We start from the raw sequence: 18,609 nt of genomic DNA, 5'->3' as shown, positions 1-18,609 counted from the left end.
TTCCTCGTTTTCGGTCGGCGGGAACCGCGAACCGCTTCCGTCCGACCTCTCGTATGTGAGTTTTCGAGTAGCAGGCAACAGGATGGGACCCGAAACGAGATGACGACACCGGCGACCGTACAGGATCCACCCACCCGACGGGTGCGCTTGGCTGTCTCCGGAATGAGCTGCGCGGCCTGTTCGGCGCGCGTCGAGCGCGCGCTCAACAAGATGGACGGCGTGGGTGCCAGCGTGAACTTCGCCACCGGCATCGCGACCGTGGACGTACCCGCCCACCAAGAAGCAAAGACGCTGTGTGACACCGTGATCGGCGCTGGTTATCAGGCCGCCGAACTCACCGACGCCGACCCGGTGGTCGACACCGGTCCCGAGGATCGCGCGGCCGCCGATCTGTTCCGGCGCCTGGTGGTCGGGTTACTGCTGTTCTTCCCGCTGGCCGACTTCTCGATCATGTTCGCGACGGTGGCGAGCGTGCGCTTTCCCGGATGGCAGGTCGTGCTGACGGCGCTCGCGCTGCCGATCGTCACCTGGGCGGCGGCCCCGCTGCATCGCCGCGCACTCGTCGGGCTGCGCCACGGCGCAACCAGCATGGAGACTCTGGTCTCCATCGGGATCACCGCTGCCACGGTGTGGTCGATGATCACCCTGTTCGTCCGGCCCGTCCCGGCGGTCACCCACCACGGGGTGTGGGCCGCGATCTTGGGCGCCGACTCCATATATCTGGAAGTGGCGGGCGGGGTGACCGTTTTCGTGCTCGCAGGCCGTTACTTCGAGGCCAAGGCACGTCGGCGAGCAGGGGGAGCGCTGCGTGCGCTTGCGGCCCTGAACGCCAAGGACGTGACGGTACTCACCGCAGAGGGCCGCGAAATCGTCATCCCGACAAGGGAATTGACCATCGGTCGACGGTTCGTGGTGCGGCCCGGTGAGACGATCGCCACCGACGGCCGGGTGATCGAAGGGTATTCCAGTGTGGACGCCGCGGCCATGACCGGCGAGTCCACTCCGGTCGAGGTGGCTCCCGGCGACGAGGTCACCGGTGGCACCGCCTCGCTGACCGGCCGCCTGGTCGTCGAGGCCACCGCGGTCGGCAGCGACACCCAATTGGCCGGGATGATCCGTCTGGTCGAGGAGGCGCAGACCGGCAAGGCGGCGGTCCAACGGCTCGCCGACCGGATCGCCGGCGTGTTCGTCCCGGCCGTACTCACCCTCACCGCGTTGACCCTGGCCGGCTGGCTGGTGTCCGGAGCCGATCTGGACACCGCGATCGGTGCGGCGCTGGCCGTGCTGGTGATCGCGTGTCCGTGTGCGCTCGGACTGGCGACTCCGACCGCGCTGATGGTGGCCTCGGGCCGTGGCGCGCAGTTGGGCATCTTCCTCAAGGGACATCACGCGCTCGAGACCAGTCGCACGATCGACACGGTGGTCTTCGACAAGACCGGCACCGTCACCGAGGGCGCGATGAGCGTTGTCGCGGTGCATACCTCGGTTGCCGACAGCGGCGAAATAGTCCGTACCGCAGCGGATGTGGAGTCGGCCTCCGAGCATGCGGTGGCCGCCGCCATCGTTGCCTACGCTCGTTCGCGAGGACACGACCCGCGAGCGGTCGAGGACTTCGTGGCGCTCCCGGGCCTGGGCGCGCGGGGCACCGTCGCTGGGCAGCGCGTGCTGATCGGGCGACCGGCACTCGTTGAATCCGAACACGTCGCGGTCGCCGATGACCTGCGCCTGGCGTTGGCCACGGAACAGTCCCTCGGGCGCACAGCGGTCTATCTGTGCCGGGACGGCCGCGCGGTGGCGGTGTTCGCAGTGGCCGACACCGTGCGGGTGGGTATGGCCGAAACGGTGGCACGGCTGCATCGGCGCGGACTGCGGACCATGCTGCTGACCGGCGACAACGCCGAGGCCGCGCGAGCGGTGGCCGAGGAGACAGGGATCGCCGAGATTGTCGCGGATGTGCTGCCGGAGGGCAAGGTTCGCGCGATCCAGCGGTTGCAGCAGGAGGGCAGGCGGGTCGCGATGGTCGGTGACGGCATCAACGACGGCCCGGCGCTGGCCACCGCCGATCTCGGCTTGGCGATCGGGCGTGGCACCGATGTCGCGATCGGCGCCGCCGACATCATCCTGGTGCGCGACGATCCGGCCGCCGTTCCCGATGCGCTCGAACTCGCGCACGCCACGCTGCGAACCATCCGCGGAAATCTGATGTGGGCCTTCGGTTACAACCTGGCCGCCTTGCCGATCGCCGTCGCTGGCCTGCTCAATCCGTTGCTGGCAGGTGCCGCGATGGCGTTCTCCTCGTTCTTCGTGGTGTGGAACAGCTTGCGGCTACGGAATTTTCGATGAACAGCCGGATCCACCACCAGGGAGCAGTCATGCCATGTACGCGCTGACCGCGGCGATGGCAAAACTGTTGTCGGTGAGGATGCGACGAGCGTACGAGGAGAACTCCGCGGATGTGTACCGCGCCGGCCCCGGGAACGCCCTGTTGCCGGCCGGAGCATCCGCGGCGGCGGTGGTCGTCCTGATCGTCACCCTCGCCTGCGGCCATTCCCGCTATGCCGATCAAGGGCTACTTTTTCCCGGGTGGGATACCGCGGTCGGTTACGCGCTGGTGCGCCTGGCGGCCGGGCTCGCGGGCGGCCTGTCACTCGGATCGCTGATGTATGCGCTGGTCTGTGCGCCGGCCACCGCTGCCGGGCGCATCGACGTGTGCGGCTATCGCGGGATACGGGTAGCCGAGTGGTCATCGGTGGTGTGGTTGGTCGCGTGCGGCGCTTCGATTCCGATTTCCGCGGCTGATGCGGCCGGAATATCGGTGCGGCGCATGATGAATATCGGCGGAACCGGTGCGTTGATCGCGGCCTCGACCGCTCCGAAGGCGTGGATCGTGGCCGCGCTGTGCACGCTGGTGGTGGCTGTGGCCGTGCGGTTCGCGCTGTCGTGGAACAGCGTGTTCGGCGTGACGGCCTTGGTCGCGGTAGCGGTGTTGTGCCCTCCGGTGGTCGGCAATGCGGGTGAGGGCCCGAACCACGACTACGCGACAGGTGCGGTGATTCCGTTCACCGTGGCGCTGTCGGCGCTGGTGGGTCTGAGTTGGTGCGTGCTGAGCGGCCACGCCGACGCGAGTGCGAGCGAACGCGCGATCGTATTGCGGCGCTATCGAACAGCGCTCGGAATTTCGGTTGTGGTGATGGTGGGCACCGCGGCGATTCTGGTTCCGATTCTCACTCCATCGTGGGCGTTCGGTGGCTGGTACGGCAGCCTCGGTGTCGCCGCGGCCGGACTGCTCGCATCGCACGCGGTGCTGTGGCTGTGGCTGGGCAGGACATCGCCGGATTCCGTGCGGGTGCCTGCTGTGCTGCGCGCTGTGGTGGTGTCCGAGCTGGTATGGCTGGGGATTTCGGTGGCCATGGCGATTCAGCCCGCCCCGGCCTTCCGGCATCGCTCGTTCACCGCGCAGCAGGTGTTTCTGGGTTTCGACGTTTCCGCCGCGCCGAGCGTGTGGCGTATGGCGTCATTGTGGCGGTTCGATGTGGTGCTCGGGACCTCGGCCATCGGGTTGGGGCTCGCCTATGTCGCCGGGGTGATCCGCCTGCGTCGCCGCGGCGATCAGTGGGCGCGCTGGCGGATGGTGTCGTGGCTGGCCGGTTGTGTGGGACTGCTGTTGCTGACGTCGTCGGGGATCGGTGCCTACGGCTATGCGATGTTCAGCGTGCACATGGCGGGTCATATGGCGCTGAACATGTTTCTGCCCGTGTTGCTGGTGCTGGGTGCGCCGGTGACGCTGGTGTTGCGAGCGGTCGAGCCGGCCGGTCGCAACACCGCGCCCGGACTGCGGGAATGGCTACTGTGGCTGATGCATTCGCGGTTCACCCGTGTTCTCAGCCATCCCGCCGTGGCGTTGGCGGTATTCGTCGTCTCGCTCTACGGGCTGTACTTCACGCCTCTGTTCGACGAGCTGATCCGCTTCCACTGGGGTCATCTGCTGATGAACATCCACTTCCTGCTCACCGGCTATCTGTTCTACTGGGCGATCATCGGCATCGACCCGGGCCCGCGTCGGTTGCCTCATCTGGGAAGGCTGGGAATGCTGTTCGCGGTCATGCCCTTTCACGCTTTCTTCGGCGTCGCCGTGATGTCGATGGAATCTCTGGTCGGCAGCACTTTCTATCCCGAACTGAAGCTGTCGTGGATGACCGATCCCACGCACGACCAGTGGATCGGCGGCACATTGGCCTGGATTTCCGGCGAGATCCCGGCCCTGCTCGTGGTCGGCGCATTGCTGTCGCAGTGGGCCAAACAGGACCGGCGCGAGGCCGAACGCGGCGACCGCCATCAGGAACGGTTCCCCGATGACGACGAACTGGCCGCCTACAACGCGATGCTGGCCGAACTCGGCCGATCCCGCCGCTAGCCGGAGGAATTGCGAACATGGTCGTGCCGGGTGGTTTTGATGAACCACCCGGCACCGCCGTATGCGTCGACTCGCCTACTCGGAGTCCGCGGTTCACGGAACGGGAGCGAAGAACCCAATCGCAGCACCGATCGCAGCACCGATAGCGGCACCGACGGCGCAGCCGACCACCGCACCGACCAAAGAATAATTCGAACAGATCAGCTGCGCGGGGCGTACATGATGACGGTGACGCCGAGTAGGCAGATGGCGGCGCCCGTGATGTCCCAGCGGTCGGGTCGGAAGCCGTCGAATGTCATGCCCCACAGCAGGGATCCGGCGACGAAGACGCCGCCGTAGGCGGCGAGGATGCGTCCGAAATTCGCATCCGGTTGCAGGGTGGCGACGAATCCGTAGATGCCGAGGGCGATGATGCCGGCGCCGATCCAGGCCCAGCCGCGGTGTTCGCGCACGCCTTGCCACACCAACCACGCTCCGCCGATCTCGGCGATAGCGGCGAGGGCGAAAAGCAGGATCGAACGTGCGACGGTCATGGTCGCCGAGCATACGAAACCGGCGGACGTCGCCCGACTTGACGTCGAGATCGAAGACGACGCACGCGCGCTCATCGCGCTGACAGCGAAACCGCGGGCGCGCCGAGTTCGTATCCGTATCGATGGCCGGTCGCGTGGCCTCCGGACGCGGAAGGATTGGCAGCGCGCCATTGGCGGCGAACGGCCCGATAACTGTAATTCCGCACAGGGGTGCGACGGCCCACGGAATCTGAGGGGCTATCGCAGAGCGTGTCGACTCTGTTTGAATTGATGTATGTGCCGGTGGATGGCGTACTGGGGCGAGCCGATTCTTGTCGAGGATCTGCTGTTTCGCCCTGAACATTCTCTGATCGACCAGAGTCTGCACTCTCGTCTGGGAGAGACCACCACCAACGGGGACGGCTTCGGTGTCGGCTGGTATGGCGAGGGTGCCGAACCCGCGGTGTACAAGGGGATCGAGCCGGCCTGGAACGATAAGAATTTGCGGGAGATAGCTGGTCAGGTGCGCACGTCGAGGTTGCTCGCTCATGTGCGGGCTTCGACTGGGACCGCGGTTCAGCGCAGCAATTGTCATCCGTTCCGGCACGGTCGATGGTTATGGGTGCACAACGGCGCCCTGCGTGGTTTCAGTGAAATCAGGCGCGATTTGTTGATGGCCGTGGATCCTGGGCTGTTCTCCGACATCGAGGGCTCAACGGACACGGAAGCGTTGTTCTACCTCGCCCTGACCTTCGGTCTCGCCGATGATCCGCTCGGTGCCGTCGCGCGGGCAGTCGGCTTCGTCGAGGACGTCGGGCACGCGCACAGTGTTGAGCATCCGGTTCAGATGACCGTCGCGACGACCAACGGTCAAAATCTCTGGGTCTTCCGTTATTCCAGCGAGCGCCGATCGCGCTCACTGTTCTTCTCGACCAAGCTCTCCCAGTTACGAGCATTGCACCCCGAAGTCGAGGTTTTGCGCGAACTGGGCGGTGAGACCCGCTTCGTGGTGTCGGAGCCGCTGCGCGATCTCGAGGGGGCGTGGAACGAGGTGCCCGAATCCTGTGCTGCGACGGTGGGATCCGGTGCCGACGCGATCTGGCCCTTCGTGCCGATCTCACCCGTCTGAGGTCGGCACAGGCGCCGATGGGCGTCTGGTTCGTCACGCCGGCTGACGGTCTTCGGTGGCGGCGCATCCTTCGGTGGTCGATCGTGCCATCTGCTTCAAGACCTGAGTGGGGCCTCCGATGCGCAATGCTTCGCGTTGTCGGACAGCGCCGTTGCCGCTCCTCAGGACTGTTGCCAACGCGCCGCGCGTGAATTCGTAGTCGCCGGACTGTTCGAGAGCGGGGCGGATATGGGAGAGCAGATGTGCGATGGAGGCGGGCTTGGGCACGGAATGTCGTGTAGCGCTGCGGAACTGCGGACCGGACAGGCCGTCGTGGGCCGCGCGCCGGCATGCCGCCCGCAGATATGCCAGGTCGACAGGGTCCGATGTCCGTCCGCTGCCCACTGCCGCCACGGAGGTGACGACCAGCGCCCGGACGAGACTCGCCAAAAGTGCCGTTTCCTCGACCGTGGCCGGAACGTCGCTGATGCGGATCTCGATCGTGGGCAGATGCGAGGACAATCGCACATCCCAATAGACCATCGCTGCGTCGAGGATGTGCCCGTCCTCGACGAGCTTGGTGACCGTGTCGTCGTAATCGGCGGCGGACCGCAGGTACGGGGGCGGCCCGGCGCTGGGCCATCGCGCCCACAGTAGGTGGCGCCAGCTGGCGTAGCCGGTGTCGATACCACTTGTGATCGGGGAATTCGCCGTCAGCGCCAACAGGGTCGGCAGCCAAGGGCGCAGGTGATTGCTGACCTGCACCGCGATGTCGCGGTCGGGCACGCAGACGTGGACGTGGCAACCGCAGATCACTTGCTCGGCCAGTTCGCCGAAATGCGCCGCCATGCGTCGGTATCTCGGAGTGTCGGTCATGGACCCGGGCGGCGGTCTCCAGATCGGCACTCCCACCGCCAGTGGCAGCGATCCCGCGCAGGTCGCGGCCTGCGTGACCGAGAGTCGCGCCCGTCGAACTTCGCGGTACAACTCCGTAATGCTCGCGCAGACCGGTGTGCAGGTCTCGATCTGGCACTGGGATAATTCCAGTTGCAGTTCGGCATCCGGGGCACGTGCCGCGACGGTGGTGTTGGTCAGCGAGGGTAGTCCGGTGGCCGGATCGACCAGAACGAACTCCTCTTCGACGCCGACGGTGAATGGGCGAATACTATTGCTGTGCAATGGATCACGTGGCTCACTCGACACCATGGACGCCACGGCCACCTCCCGGATTATTGCCTGTCGATTCATGCGCGCTCGCCGAATTCGCCGCATCGTTCACTGCCGACAGTTCGGATAACCTGAGTGCGATTGTTCCTGATTCTCCGAGTGTGGCCTGTAATGCTACGAAGTTCGGTTGAACGGGTGTTTGAAACGAGTCCTGACGCTGATTCTCCGCTTCGTCGACCAGCGTGACGGCCACGCTGGTGGAATTCTGTCCTCCAGCTCCGGAATGTGAGGAACTCGAAGTTTACCGGAAAATTGCCCGTCAAACAGTGGGTTGGCTGAGGTCGTGGATTCTTCGCCGAACTCGACCCGACTCCATCCCGCCTGGACGCCGAAGATCCCTGGGTGGCCGGTGCGGTAGGAGCGGTGCGAGAGGGTGTGGTTCGCCGTCATCTCGGCATATCGATCGCAGCTCAGCCGATCGTCGTTGTGGTCTACCACAATCGCCTGACGGCCGCTGATCCCAAAGATCACGTGACCCGGAGTAGTACTTCCTCACGAATCCTGCCCTGGTTACGCTGGTGAAATAGCCCAGCTAACCGGGGAGGAAGGAAGTTCGATCATGCCTGTCACCTCTCCATATCAGCAAGGCCTCACTGTATCCGGTCGGCCCGTATCGTTGCCGCTGAAAGACGTGCGGGCCCTGTCGCGGCAGATGGTCAGCCACTTCGTCGAAACCGTCGCGCCCTGTGGCACCTTGCCAGGTGACGCGATCCATGGCGACATCACCATCATCACCCGCGTGTGCCTGGAGTTGGCGGTCAGCATGCTGGACGGCAGCAACATTGCGGAAAAGACCGGGCAACTGAAGGACGCCGCGGCTCAATGGGCTCGCGAAGGTGTGCCCATCGGGACCATTCACCACGCCATTCACGAAGGCTTCAAGATCGGCTTCGACCTGGTGGTGTCCACTGCCTTGGCCAAGCAACGTGCCTCCGGCTCGGCCGATACCGATCCGATGCTCAGCACGGCCGACTATCAGAGCATTCTCGATGCCGCCAAACTCGTCGTCGAGATGCTCGACACCATGACCACGGCGGTCTCGGTGGCCTATGTACGCGAATTGCGCGCAGTCGTGTCGGAGCACCACACCGCGGTGCACACGCTCACCTCGGCACTGCTCGGCGGCCACCCCACCTCCACGATGGCCCGCGAGTGTGGCATCGACATCGCCGGCCGCTATCGCGTGTTGGCCCTCGCCATTCCGTCCCACCCCGACGAATCCAACCCGACGCTGAACGCGAAAGTCGTTGCCCGCCGCAAACTCCGGCGCCTGCAGGCAGAACTGGCCACCCGCTGCGACGACACCGTGCTGTCACTGCTGTCGATCGACGGCGGCACCGTGCTCATCCCCGCCGATCGCATCACCGAGGGGGCCCTGGAAGAACTCATCGGGAATCTGTCGCGGGCGGCGCGCGTGCCCATCACCGCCACCATGGTCACCGCCGCTACCGACACCCTGCCCACGGCCGCGGATCAAGCCCACGAACTGCTCGACGTCGTGTCCCGGTTGGGATCGGTGCCGGGCCTGTATCACTTCGACGATCTGGCTCTGGAATACCAGCTCACCCGCCCCGGCCCGGGGCGTGACCATCTCGGGTCGCTGCTCGATCCGTTGGACGAGCATCCGGAACTGCTGGAGACGTTGCAGGTCCATATCGCGCACAACCTGAACCGCCAACGCACTGCGCGGCTACTGAACGTGCACATCAACACCGTGGACTACCGGCTCAAGCGGATCGGGCAGCTCACGGGGTTCGATTCCACCCAGGCGAGCGGGCTGTGGCACCTGCGTTCGGCATTGGTTGCCCACACCTACCGCACGTGAGCACAGTGCCGGCGAGCGCAGAAGTACTCCGGTGGGTCGGTATCGACACCGATCGAAAATATATTGAAGAAAGCTCCACGCATTGGAAACACGATGCCTCCGGCGCCCCGCCGATTGTCTCGTTCGGCCCCGAGGAATTTCCGGATCTCGCACAGGCACGAGAACTTCATCCCGAAATAAATACATTGTGGGACGCGGTACGCCACGAATTCTGGACCAAACTGATTCCGCCACACCCAGGGTGCCGACACTGGCGATGGACGTGATCCTCGACAGACCGTGCCTACCGACAGACGGATCGCAACTGCATGCCGAACCGGTCCTTCCGAATGCCCGTTTCAGGTGTGGGTGCTCGACACGGGCGTCGGTGGCGCGTGCGCGGTCGTCGGACTCGGCTCCGACGCGCCTTCGTCGTTCGACGTCGCGCATTCTCGCGCGTGGGAATCGCGCGGGCGGCGGCTGGATCTAGTCTCGTCGCGTCGATCGAGTGCGCCGCTGCGTCCCCGAATCCCGCACCCGGACTCCAGCGGCCGGGATATGAGGAGTTCGCGGTGACCCGAGGCGATGTTCACCTGTGTGGCAGTGTGCCGCTGCCGGATGCGGAGGCGGTATTCGGTGTGGCCGCGCGGCGGCTGGGACCGTGGCTCAGCCGCATACCCGACGGCGAGACCGGCGAGCGCGACAACTTCACGGTCTGGCAGTTGCCGCGGATGGGGGCGCATCCGGATCTGGAGACGGCGCCGCCGCCGAGCCCGGAATACGGGCCCAGTGAGCGGGTGCGGCCCAAACCCGGCGTGGATCCCGCATCGATCGAGTTCGGTGAGCTGGGTTACGCGCAGGCAGCGCTCGAGTCCTGGGGGGTATTCCGCAAGCTGCGCGAACGCGGCGACATCGATGCCGGGGTGCGGTTCCAGGTCTGCCTGCCCACCCCGATCTCGGTGGTGGGCGCTTTCGTCGGCGATCCGCAGGACATCCTCGAACAGCGCTACGAGGCGGCGCTGCTCGCCGAACTCGGCCGCATCGCCGCGGAGATCCCACACACCGATCTCGCGGTGCAGTGGGATTGCCCGGTCGAGTTCGCGATCTTCGAGGGGGTGTTCCCGTCCTGGTTCGGCGCCGACGACGACACCCGGCTGAGTGAGATTGTCGCCCGGCTCGTGCGCCTCGGCGCGGCCGTGCCCACCGACATCGAACTCGGATATCACCTGTGCTACGGCGATTTCGGGCATCGGCACTTCGCCGAGCCCACCGACACCGGGCGCATGGTGGCGGTGCTGTCCGGTGTGGTCGCGGCGCTGCCGCGCCAGGTCGACTGGGTGCATATGCCGGTTCCGCGCTCGCGCACCGACCGCGAGTACTTCGCACCGCTGGCCGGACTTCGCCTGCCGCCGCGAACCCGGCTGTACCTCGGACTGGTGCACGCCACCGACGGCCGCGACGGGGCCCTGCGCCGCATCGCCGCCGCCCGGGAAATCGTCGACGGCTTCGGTATCGCCACCGAATGCGGATTCGGCCGCCGCCCCGCCGAACAAATCCCGGATCTGCTGGATCTGCATGCCGAACTGGCGGCCACGCTGTCGTGAGACCGCCGTCCGGCCAGCTGCGGTACCCGAATAGCTTGGGCGAGAGCACTTCCCACGCTTGGGAGCCAGATCCGCATACCTGGTGAAACGGATCGTATTCAATATCGGCGGGCATCGCACCGCTCCGCGTGCAGCCCGTTGAGAACGGAGTCTCGATGTCGACCACCGCGTCCTTCGATATCACATCACCAGCGTTCAAATACGCCCCCTTCGAAATCCTCGCCGACCTGCGCAAGGACTCACCGATCGCGAAGATAGCGCTGCCCGGCGGCGAATCCGGCTGGCTGGTCACCCGCTACGACGATGTGGAGGCGTTCTTTCGCGACTCCCGCCTGACCAACAACCCGGCCGACGTGTATCCGCCGGAGGTTCTCGCCATGGTGTTTCCGCACGGCGAATTCTCCGATGCGCTACTGCATTCGGTGATCTTCCAGAGCGACCCGGTCAACCACGCCCGCCTGCGCCGACTGGTCAGCGCGTCGTTCACGCCGCGATTCATCGAGACCTGGCAGCCACGCATTCAGCAGATCACCGATGCCCTGATCGACCGGCTGCCCGAACACGGTGAGATCGACTTCGTGCAGGAGATCGCCTTCCCACTGCCCATGCAGGTGATCTCGGAAATCCTCGGCGTACCCACCGCGGATCAGGAGAAGTTCCGGATCTGGTCCAATCTGTATGTCGACGCCATGGGCAATCCCGCTGCCGCGATGCAGATCAAGGACGAGATGCAGGAGTTCCTGCACTACCTGCACGCACTGCTCGAGGCCAAACAACAACAGCCCGCACCGGATCTGCTGAGTCGTCTGCTGCAGGTGGAGCTCGAGGGAGATCGCCTGTCCCGCAAGGAAATCATAGGTATGGCCCAGCTGCTGATCCTGGCCGGTAACGAGACCACGACCGCTTTGCTGAGCAGCGCGATGCTGACCTTCTTCCAGCATCCGGAACAGGCGGAGGCGGTGAAGAGCGATCCCGCACTGCTGAAACAGGCGATCGAGGAGGTCATCCGATACCGCGGTCCGCTGATGAACGCCAACGACCGCTGGGTGGCCGAGGACTTCGAATATCAAGGGCAGCAGCTGAAGAAGGGCGATCACATCTATTTGTGCGTCACCTCGGCCAATCGTGACGAATCGCGTTTCCCGGATGCGGCGACCTTCGATATCCGGCGCGAGGACAGTCAGCGCCACCTGGGCTTCGGCAAAGGCATGCACTTCTGCCTGGGCGCCCCGCTGGCTCGCCTGGAAGCATCCGTCGGCCTGAGCACAGTGCTGCGACGCATGCCGGATATCACGCTCGCCGTCGGGATGGACGAAATCACCTGGCGCCCCGGAATCACCTCCAGCACTCTGGAGAAGTTGCCCGTGCGCTTCTGATCCCAGCTCCGCGACTCGCTTCTTCAACGCCGGGTTCTCCGGAGCTCGAGGGCCGTCGAAGATGAGCGCGCGGCCTACTGCCGTTTCGCGTGGTGGGCGATCGCCGCAATGCCGGGCGTGCTGTGTGCGAGGTGCCTGCGCGCTCTGCGGCGGGCACTCGCCGACCGGGGGTTATCTCACTCGGTTGTGGGTGCCAGTGCTGATCGCTGAACCGGGCGGGCCAGGCGCGTAGGGGTGAGCCGGCCTCGCAGGGTCACCGATTCGCCGAGTTGCCAATGGTCGGCTTCGGTGGCGGCGGCCGCGACAACCGTCTTATCCGAGGTGAGTAGCAGGGAGTCGCGTTTTGCCAGTTCACAGAGCCGGGCGGCTTCGTTGACAGCGTCGCCGATCACCGTGAATTCGTAGCGCTGCCGAGCGCCGACGTTGCCTGCGACGACCCGGCCCTCGGCGATACCGATCGCGGCGACGAAATCCGCGGCGTCGGTATCGAGCCGGGCGCGGATCGCGCGACCGCAGGCCAACGCGGCACCCGCTGCGTCGGGAAGCGTGGCGGGCGTGCCGAATACGGCCAGCGCCGCATCACCTTCGAACTTGTTGAGCAGGCCGCCGTGGCGTTCCACCTCGTCCACCACCACACCGAAGAAGCGATTGAGAATCGCGACCATCTCGGGCGCGGGCAGGGACGCGGCCATGGTGGTGGATCCGACGATATCGATGAACAGTGCGGCCGCCTCCACTTCGACACCGCCGAGCGCCGCCTTCCCGGCCAATGCGGCGTCGGCGACCTCGCGCCCGACATGCCTGCCGAACAGGTCCCGGATCTCTTCGCGTTCGCGCAAACCACCGACCATATTGTTGAAACCGCTCTGCAGTTCGCCCAATTCGGTGCCGTCGTAGACCGCGAGCTCGAGCTCGAGATCGCCCTTTTCCACCTCGCGCATCGCCCGGCGCACACCACTGATCGGGGCGACGGTCGCGGCCAGCGTCTGCGTCATCAGCAGCGAGCCGATCAGCAGGGTCGCACCGCCCAGCGAGAGCACGCACACCGCCAGCCGGGCCGTGCTCACATAGTCGGTGCACAGCGCCAGCACCGCCAGCACCATCAGTCCCGCCACCGGCAGACCCGAACCGACCAGCCACATCAACAACGATCGCCCGAACACGCCGATTCCGCTGCGGGGTCGCGACTTTCGCGCCGAGAGCACCCGTGAGGTCACCGGTCGCAACGCGAATTCGATGATGAGGTAGGTACTCGCGCACACGACGATCGCGCTGAACGTGATCCCGAACGCGACCTTGGCGATCAGCCCGGGATCGGCGAGTCCGGCGAGCAGCGTGAGCACGACCACTCCGCCGGACCAGAGCATCGCCTGGATCCGCACCAGTCGCCACGGCACCGCGGCGGCGGCGGACTGTTGCCGCTCGGTGGGCACCACGTCCGGGTCGAGGGCCCAGCCCAGCGCGCGTAAACCGCGCACAGTGCCCCACCACACGCCGATCAACACTGCGACCACGGCGTATACCGGGGCGGCGACGGCATCGACCAGAACGATCTTCTCAGCGAAGACGGAAGGCCCGGGGAGTACGAAACCGATCAACGTGATCGACACGAAGACACCGGCCAGGTTGGCCAGCACGATCGGTACCGTCAACAGCAATTGCACCCGTAGCCGCCGAGTTCCCGCGGCTTCGTCCTCGTGTCCCAGTAGTCGCGATCCCCATGGCGCTGCCGCGAGTGGGTTGTTGCTGCGCGCCATTCTCGGCCAGCCCCTTCCGCGCGGCGGGCCGTCGTAGTGTTCGGTTTCCACGTCGTCCCCGGTCTTGCCGAGACGGTACTGGACCGGCGCGAATCCGGCTACATCCGCAGGTTCCCAGCCGCTTGCACGCGTCGTCGGAAGGCATCGCGGCAGTGGCCGAGGGAAGGCGTCGTAGCTGCAGAGTGGGCACTGTCACGACGCATGTATCCCTGGGCATAGGCGGTGAACTGTGTTGGACTGCAGCCGCTTACCGCTTCGTGCTGAGGTTACGGAGTAACGCGGGCCGATTCGGCTCGATATGCATGCGAACGGTTGCGGTATCGGACTCGAGGGGGACTCATGCATACCAAGTCACTGATTGTTGCCGGGTTCGCGGCGAGCATCGCCATCACCGTCAGCGGTTGCGGCCCGGCCTCCACTCCCGGGTCCCTGTCCACGACCACTTCGGCGGCCCGAACTTCGCAGCCGGCAGCGCGAACCGGGCAGCCCGCCGAATCGAGACACGCGATCGAGCCTGGCGGCAGCGTCCCCGAGGCGCCCGAGACTACCGCCGGGCCGGCGCCCGGAACCGCTGCCGTCGACCCGGCTACTCCCGCCGACGCCGCATCCCCGAAGTGCGTGACCGCCCAACTCCGCTTGGACAAGGGGGTCGGCGGCCCGGTAGGAGGGGACTGGTTCCTGAGGTTCGTCAACTCCAGCTCGCGAACCTGTGTCCTGCAAGGTTATCCGGGCGTCTCGCAAACCAACGGCCCCAGCGATGACCCGGTGGGCGAGCCCGCCGTGCGGGACGAGGGTCCGCAGGCGCCCAAGCCCGCTCCGGTCACGCTCGCACCGGGCGGGGCAGCTCAGTTCGAGTTCATCACCTATCCCAAGCAGGTCAACGATTGCGCAGCCCTGCGCACCACCACCCTGCGCGTCTACCCGCCCGACAACACCGAATCGCTGTGGCTGCCCTGGGACAACCTGATCTGCCCGAGCCCGCAGCGCATGCTCGTCGTCCGCGCGATCACGCCGCTGTAGCCGCTGCTCCTGAACAAGGGCCCCAGGTCGGCGTACTTGTACCGCGTAGTGGGTCGGCATACGAATTTCCCAACGCGCCTTCAGGATTCGCGTCGCATCAGGGCGCGAGGTCGTCTCCGGGCAGGACGAGAGGCTGGTAAGCGACCTGCCGATACGTGCGTGCGTCAGTGGTCCGATCGGTGGCCTCGCCAGGTGCGTAGGGGTGCGCCTGTAAGCACGTCACCGTGGCCGACGCAGACGACATCGACGTCGAGTTCGGCCAACCGGCGGGCGGCTGTGTCGACGGCGGTGCTGTCGAGGTTGAACACACCCGGCATGGTGAGACCACGCACATTGGCGAGCGTGTCGCCGGTGAACAGCACACGGTGTTGCGACAGATGGAGCGCCAGACTGCCCTCGGTATGGCCGGGAACTGCCAGAACCTCCGCGCCGCCGCCGAAATCGAGCACTTCGCCGCCGCGTAGCTCGCGGTGTACCGGGGCCGGGCGCGGGGGTGTGCCCGGTTCGAGAGCCTCGGCGATCGGGCGTTCCCACTCGCGCAGGACCGGAGCCGGCTGCGGACGTTCGCCCCGCACGATGTCGGCGTCGGCATGGTGCGCCCAGATTTCGGCTCCCCACTCCGCGAGGTCGGCCGCCGAACCGATGTGGTCGTCGTGGGCATGGGTGAGAACTACCCGCTGCACCTGGTCGCGGGTGAATCCGCAAGTGTACAGGCCCTTTTCGATCTCCCTGGCGGTTCCCGGCAGACCGCTGTCGATCAGAGTCACCCCCTCGGGGTCGCTCCACACGTACATATTCAGGTCGTTGACCTGGGAAAACCGCAATGCCGTCAGCTGCGGCAGTACGGATACGATCTCCATGCACGGCACCCTATCGAGAGTCGACGGAGCTTCCCGCCTGATCTGCTCTGGGCAGAAATACCGAGCATCTCGAGGGCTCGCAGTACTGTTCCATTCCGGCGTTCTGTTTATGGAACGACGTGGCGGGATTCGTATTCGAGGGAAGCGACCATGACCCGGAAACTCACTTCACCGCAGGCTGCCGCCGAACCGACAGTCGGACCTGGGGCCGACTTGACCGGCCAGGTGGCGCTGGTCACCGGCGGCTCGTCCGGACTGGGGCGCGCCATCGCGATGGGACTGGCAGCCGCCGGTGCCGCGGTAATCGTTGCCGGGCGGCGACGCGAAGCAAGCGAACGGGCCGCAGCCGAAATATCCACTCGCACCGGCAAAATCGCCGAGGGTGCGTCCTGCGACGTGACCGACGAGTCTTCCGTTCACGACGTCGTCCGCACCATCCTCGACAGTCACGGGCGCCTGGACGTGCTCGTCACCAGCGCGGGTATCCAGGCCCGCGGCGGCCTCGACACGCTCGACGCCGGTACCTTGCGCGACTGTCTCGATGTCAATGTCGTCGGCACCTTTCTGGCCTGCCAGGCGGTCGTGCCGACGATGCGGCAAGCCGGATACGGTCGCATCGTCACGCTCGCCAGCGCCCTGGGGCTGGTCGGAGCCGCGGGCCGTGCGGGCTACGCGGCGAGCAAGGGTGCGGTGGTCCAGCTCACCCGTAGCCTCGCCGCTGAACTGGCGGGTACCGGAATCTGCGTCAATGCATTGGCGCCCGGCCCGTTCCGCACAGCGTTGAACGACAACATCGACGACGATCCCTACGTCCGAGAATTTCTCGACCACCAAGTCCCGATGCGCAGGTGGGCTGAGCCGGAGGAACTCGTCGGTGCGGCAGTCCTGCTCGCCAGTCCGGCAGCGTCCTATCTCACCGGTGCTGTTCTACCGGTCGACGGTGGATGGACCGCGCACTGAGCACGTCATCCACTGATGAAGCCGCAATGCGCGGGCTGCTCGCCGGCGTGCGGGCGAGCCAGTCGAACGCATCGGTCGGGTGTGGTGTCGGCGCCGCACAGGGCGGACGCCGACATCGTTATCGACTTATCGCCGACCGGCCACCGTGCGATAGCAGGCCAGGTGCTCGCCCTCGGGGCCACGGCTGTCGCCCACCCGGTCGAACCCGGCCTTCTCCAATACCCGCACCGATGCCGGATTCGCCAGTTCGACATTGGCGAAGACGGCGCGCACTTCCGGTGCGGCCAAAGCGAATTCGGTCAAGGCCCGAGTCGCCTCCGAGGCGTAGCCCCGGTCGCGCCGCGAAGCCACGACGCCGTAGCCGATTTCGAGCTGTCCGTCGTCCGGCGGCCAGAACAGTCCGATCCCACCGACCACCAGCCCGGTAGCGCGTTCGATGATCAGCCGCATCCCATAGGGCCCCAGCCAGGCCGGATGCTCGGCGAACAGGGCGGGGATCACCTTGTCGCCCTCGGAGGGAAAATCGTCCGCCCAGTCCGACTGCCGGTGGTCGCCGAGCACAGCGGCGGCTTCCGCGCTGGTCCATGAGCGCAGCACGAGACGGTCGGTGGTCAGACTTGTCGGATCGTTGGTGAGAATGCGAGACACGTACGGGTCCTTGTCATTCGAAGTGTGACCCGGCCCGCGCGTTGGATTCTAGGGCGGACCGGAAATAGACATGCTGAAACGGCTTGGGACAGCCATATTCATCAGCCTCCGGACACCTACTTGCGCGAATCTCGCGGAACGAATATTAGCGCACACGCTGATCAGTCGAAGGCACCGGCGAACGCCCCGTCCGGCCGAGAACGGGCCACACCCATCCACCGAGCAATCAGATAAATGAAGCGCTACCGTCCGCGTGGGCGGGTGAGCATCGACCTGACCTGATCGGCACTGACAGTGGTGCGCTGCTTGGATCTCGATGCGGCACATGCCGGCCCGGCCGTCAGACTCGACCGCACCCGGGTCGCCGATGTGATGGAGCCCGTGCCCGGAACAGATCCCGGCCGACGCCACCGCCGAGGACGCCAGTCGCGTCGTCTGGACATCGGCCGATGCGATGGTGCCCATCGCCGGCGGGGATGGAAGATACCGCGGGTGCGTCACCGCCGACCCATGGTTACCGAAACCAGCACGCTCGCAATCGCTCTCGACGGGCTGACCGGCAGTGGGCACCGGGGTCCCGGTCGTCAACGACGTGGCCGCGTTCGGTGTGGGAGGTCCCCATGGTCCGCATGGGGCATGCTGCGGTGGTTACCGGACTCGGGCGCATCCAGGCCCGTGTTAGTTTCTTGGCCGTGAGCCTCGAACCGGCCGCTGGCATCGAGCAGCGTCTGTCCGATTCCCCGTATGTGGAGCGGATTTATCGGGCTGGGCCGGTCGCTGGGGCGGTGCCGGCACGGTGCGTTCCTGGCGCCGATGCCGGTGCTGGTCGACACTGCGGTGTCGAGTCCGCACACCACGGCCCGCTCGTTCGTGCTGCAGGGCGACGAGTGGGAAATCCCAGCCTACGACAACGCCGATGTTTTCGCCGACCGCCTGGTTCGCGCGGGACTGCTGGTGCGTGATCCGCTGGTCACCGATGTGCTCCGCGGTGACGGGACCACGTTGGTCACTCCGCGATCGGTGCAGCGGCGGGTGGCCGCTGCGACGGGGCTGACGCAGGGCGCGATTCGGCAGATCGAGCGGGCCAGGCAGGCGGTGCTGCTGCTGCGGCAGGGGATGCCGGCGATCGAGGTCGCGCACCGGGCGGGATACCACGACCAGCCGCACCTGGCTCGTTCGCTGACCCGGTTCACCGGCCGCACGGCATCCCAGCTGCGGCGCGGCGACAGCGAAGAGATGCTGTCGCTCCTGTACAAGACCGAGGTCGAGGTGCGCCCCTAGATTTTCTGGTGTCGCCGGGAGCGCCCGGCACACCGAAT

At 66.1% G+C, this 18,609-nt stretch carries 15 protein-coding genes; 9 read left to right on the top strand and 6 right to left on the bottom strand.

The features are described from left to right. Positions 1-99 precede the first annotated feature (99 nt). Both AC5592_RS15550 and AC5592_RS15545 read left to right on the top strand, forming a co-directional pair. Entirely contained in the window at positions 100-2,343 is a 2,244-nt protein-coding gene (locus AC5592_RS15550) for a heavy metal translocating P-type ATPase (RefSeq protein ID WP_063064614.1), read from the top strand. Positions 2,344-2,422: 79 nt separating this feature from the next. Beyond that, positions 2,423-4,414 carry a cytochrome c oxidase assembly protein gene (locus AC5592_RS15545; RefSeq protein ID WP_063920325.1) on the top strand — a complete coding sequence of 664 codons (1,992 nt, stop codon included), beginning with the start codon at positions 2,423-2,425 and terminating at the stop codon, positions 4,412-4,414. Between the two features lie 200 nt (positions 4,415-4,614). Here AC5592_RS15545 and AC5592_RS15540 read toward each other — a convergent pair whose 3' ends face one another. After that, positions 4,615-4,947, bottom strand: a complete 333-nt coding sequence (locus AC5592_RS15540) for a YnfA family protein (RefSeq protein ID WP_036509490.1) — start codon at positions 4,945-4,947, stop codon at positions 4,615-4,617. 286 nt (positions 4,948-5,233) lie between these two features. Between AC5592_RS15540 and AC5592_RS15535 the strand changes: the two genes are divergently transcribed. After that, a complete protein-coding gene (locus AC5592_RS15535) occupies positions 5,234-6,055 on the top strand; it encodes a class II glutamine amidotransferase (RefSeq protein WP_036509484.1) in 822 nt (273 codons plus the stop codon). Between the two features lie 33 nt (positions 6,056-6,088). Here AC5592_RS15535 and AC5592_RS15530 read toward each other — a convergent pair whose 3' ends face one another. Further along, positions 6,089-7,240, bottom strand: a complete 1,152-nt coding sequence (locus AC5592_RS15530; protein ID WP_063064659.1) for a carboxylate-amine ligase — start codon at positions 7,238-7,240, stop codon at positions 6,089-6,091. Further along, a complete protein-coding gene (locus AC5592_RS15525) occupies positions 7,227-7,454 on the bottom strand; it encodes a hypothetical protein (protein ID WP_157121889.1) in 228 nt (75 codons plus the stop codon). The genes AC5592_RS15530 and AC5592_RS15525 overlap by 14 nt, the downstream gene beginning before the upstream one ends. Before the next feature lie 366 nt (positions 7,455-7,820). Here AC5592_RS15525 and AC5592_RS15520 point away from each other — a divergent pair, with 366 nt between their 5' ends. The 3 genes from AC5592_RS15520 (at position 7,821) to AC5592_RS15510 (ending at position 12,045) form a co-directional block, all read left to right on the top strand. Next, positions 7,821-9,086: a PucR family transcriptional regulator gene (locus tag AC5592_RS15520; RefSeq protein WP_036509481.1), complete on the top strand. Its 1,266-nt coding sequence runs from the start codon at positions 7,821-7,823 to the stop codon at positions 9,084-9,086. Positions 9,087-9,637: 551 nt separating this feature from the next. Further along, complete coding sequence (locus AC5592_RS15515) at positions 9,638-10,669, top strand: hypothetical protein (protein ID WP_063064658.1); 1,032 nt, start codon at positions 9,638-9,640, stop codon at positions 10,667-10,669. Positions 10,670-10,824: 155 nt separating this feature from the next. Further along, positions 10,825-12,045 (top strand): cytochrome P450 family protein, encoded by a 1,221-nt coding sequence (locus AC5592_RS15510; protein WP_063064612.1) that lies wholly within the window; start codon positions 10,825-10,827, stop codon positions 12,043-12,045. Between the two features lie 176 nt (positions 12,046-12,221). Here the strand turns inward: AC5592_RS15510 and AC5592_RS15505 are convergent, their stop codons facing one another. After that, entirely contained in the window at positions 12,222-13,802 is a 1,581-nt protein-coding gene (locus tag AC5592_RS15505) for an adenylate/guanylate cyclase domain-containing protein (RefSeq protein ID WP_063064611.1), read from the bottom strand. 339 nt (positions 13,803-14,141) lie between these two features. Here AC5592_RS15505 and AC5592_RS15500 point away from each other — a divergent pair, with 339 nt between their 5' ends. Beyond that, positions 14,142-14,822 (top strand): DUF4232 domain-containing protein, encoded by a 681-nt coding sequence (locus AC5592_RS15500; RefSeq protein WP_063064610.1) that lies wholly within the window; start codon positions 14,142-14,144, stop codon positions 14,820-14,822. A gap of 164 nt (positions 14,823-14,986) precedes the next feature. Here the strand turns inward: AC5592_RS15500 and AC5592_RS15495 are convergent, their stop codons facing one another. After that, positions 14,987-15,682: an MBL fold metallo-hydrolase gene (locus tag AC5592_RS15495; RefSeq protein ID WP_063064609.1), complete on the bottom strand. Its 696-nt coding sequence runs from the start codon at positions 15,680-15,682 to the stop codon at positions 14,987-14,989. A 150-nt stretch (positions 15,683-15,832) separates the two neighbouring features. Between AC5592_RS15495 and AC5592_RS15490 the strand changes: the two genes are divergently transcribed. Continuing rightward, the gene (locus AC5592_RS15490; RefSeq protein WP_036509475.1) at positions 15,833-16,642 is read left to right on the top strand and encodes an SDR family NAD(P)-dependent oxidoreductase; all 810 of its coding nucleotides are present in this window, start codon (positions 15,833-15,835) and stop codon (positions 16,640-16,642) included. Between the two features lie 126 nt (positions 16,643-16,768). On the opposite strand, the gene AC5592_RS15485 is transcribed toward AC5592_RS15490, so the two are convergent. Then, positions 16,769-17,290, bottom strand: a complete 522-nt coding sequence (locus AC5592_RS15485) for a GNAT family N-acetyltransferase (RefSeq protein ID WP_063064608.1) — start codon at positions 17,288-17,290, stop codon at positions 16,769-16,771. Positions 17,291-18,034: 744 nt separating this feature from the next. On the opposite strand from AC5592_RS15485, the gene AC5592_RS15480 reads away from it, so the two are divergent. Then, complete coding sequence (locus AC5592_RS15480) at positions 18,035-18,571, top strand: helix-turn-helix domain-containing protein (protein WP_198163844.1); 537 nt, start codon at positions 18,035-18,037, stop codon at positions 18,569-18,571. Positions 18,572-18,609 lie beyond the last annotated feature (38 nt).

Source organism: Nocardia violaceofusca NBRC 14427, assembly GCF_963869435.1.
GTDB lineage: Bacteria > Actinomycetota > Actinomycetes > Mycobacteriales > Mycobacteriaceae > Nocardia > Nocardia aobensis.
The sequence above is the reverse complement of the archived record's forward strand: the minus strand, read 5'-3'. Positions and strand labels throughout refer to the sequence as shown.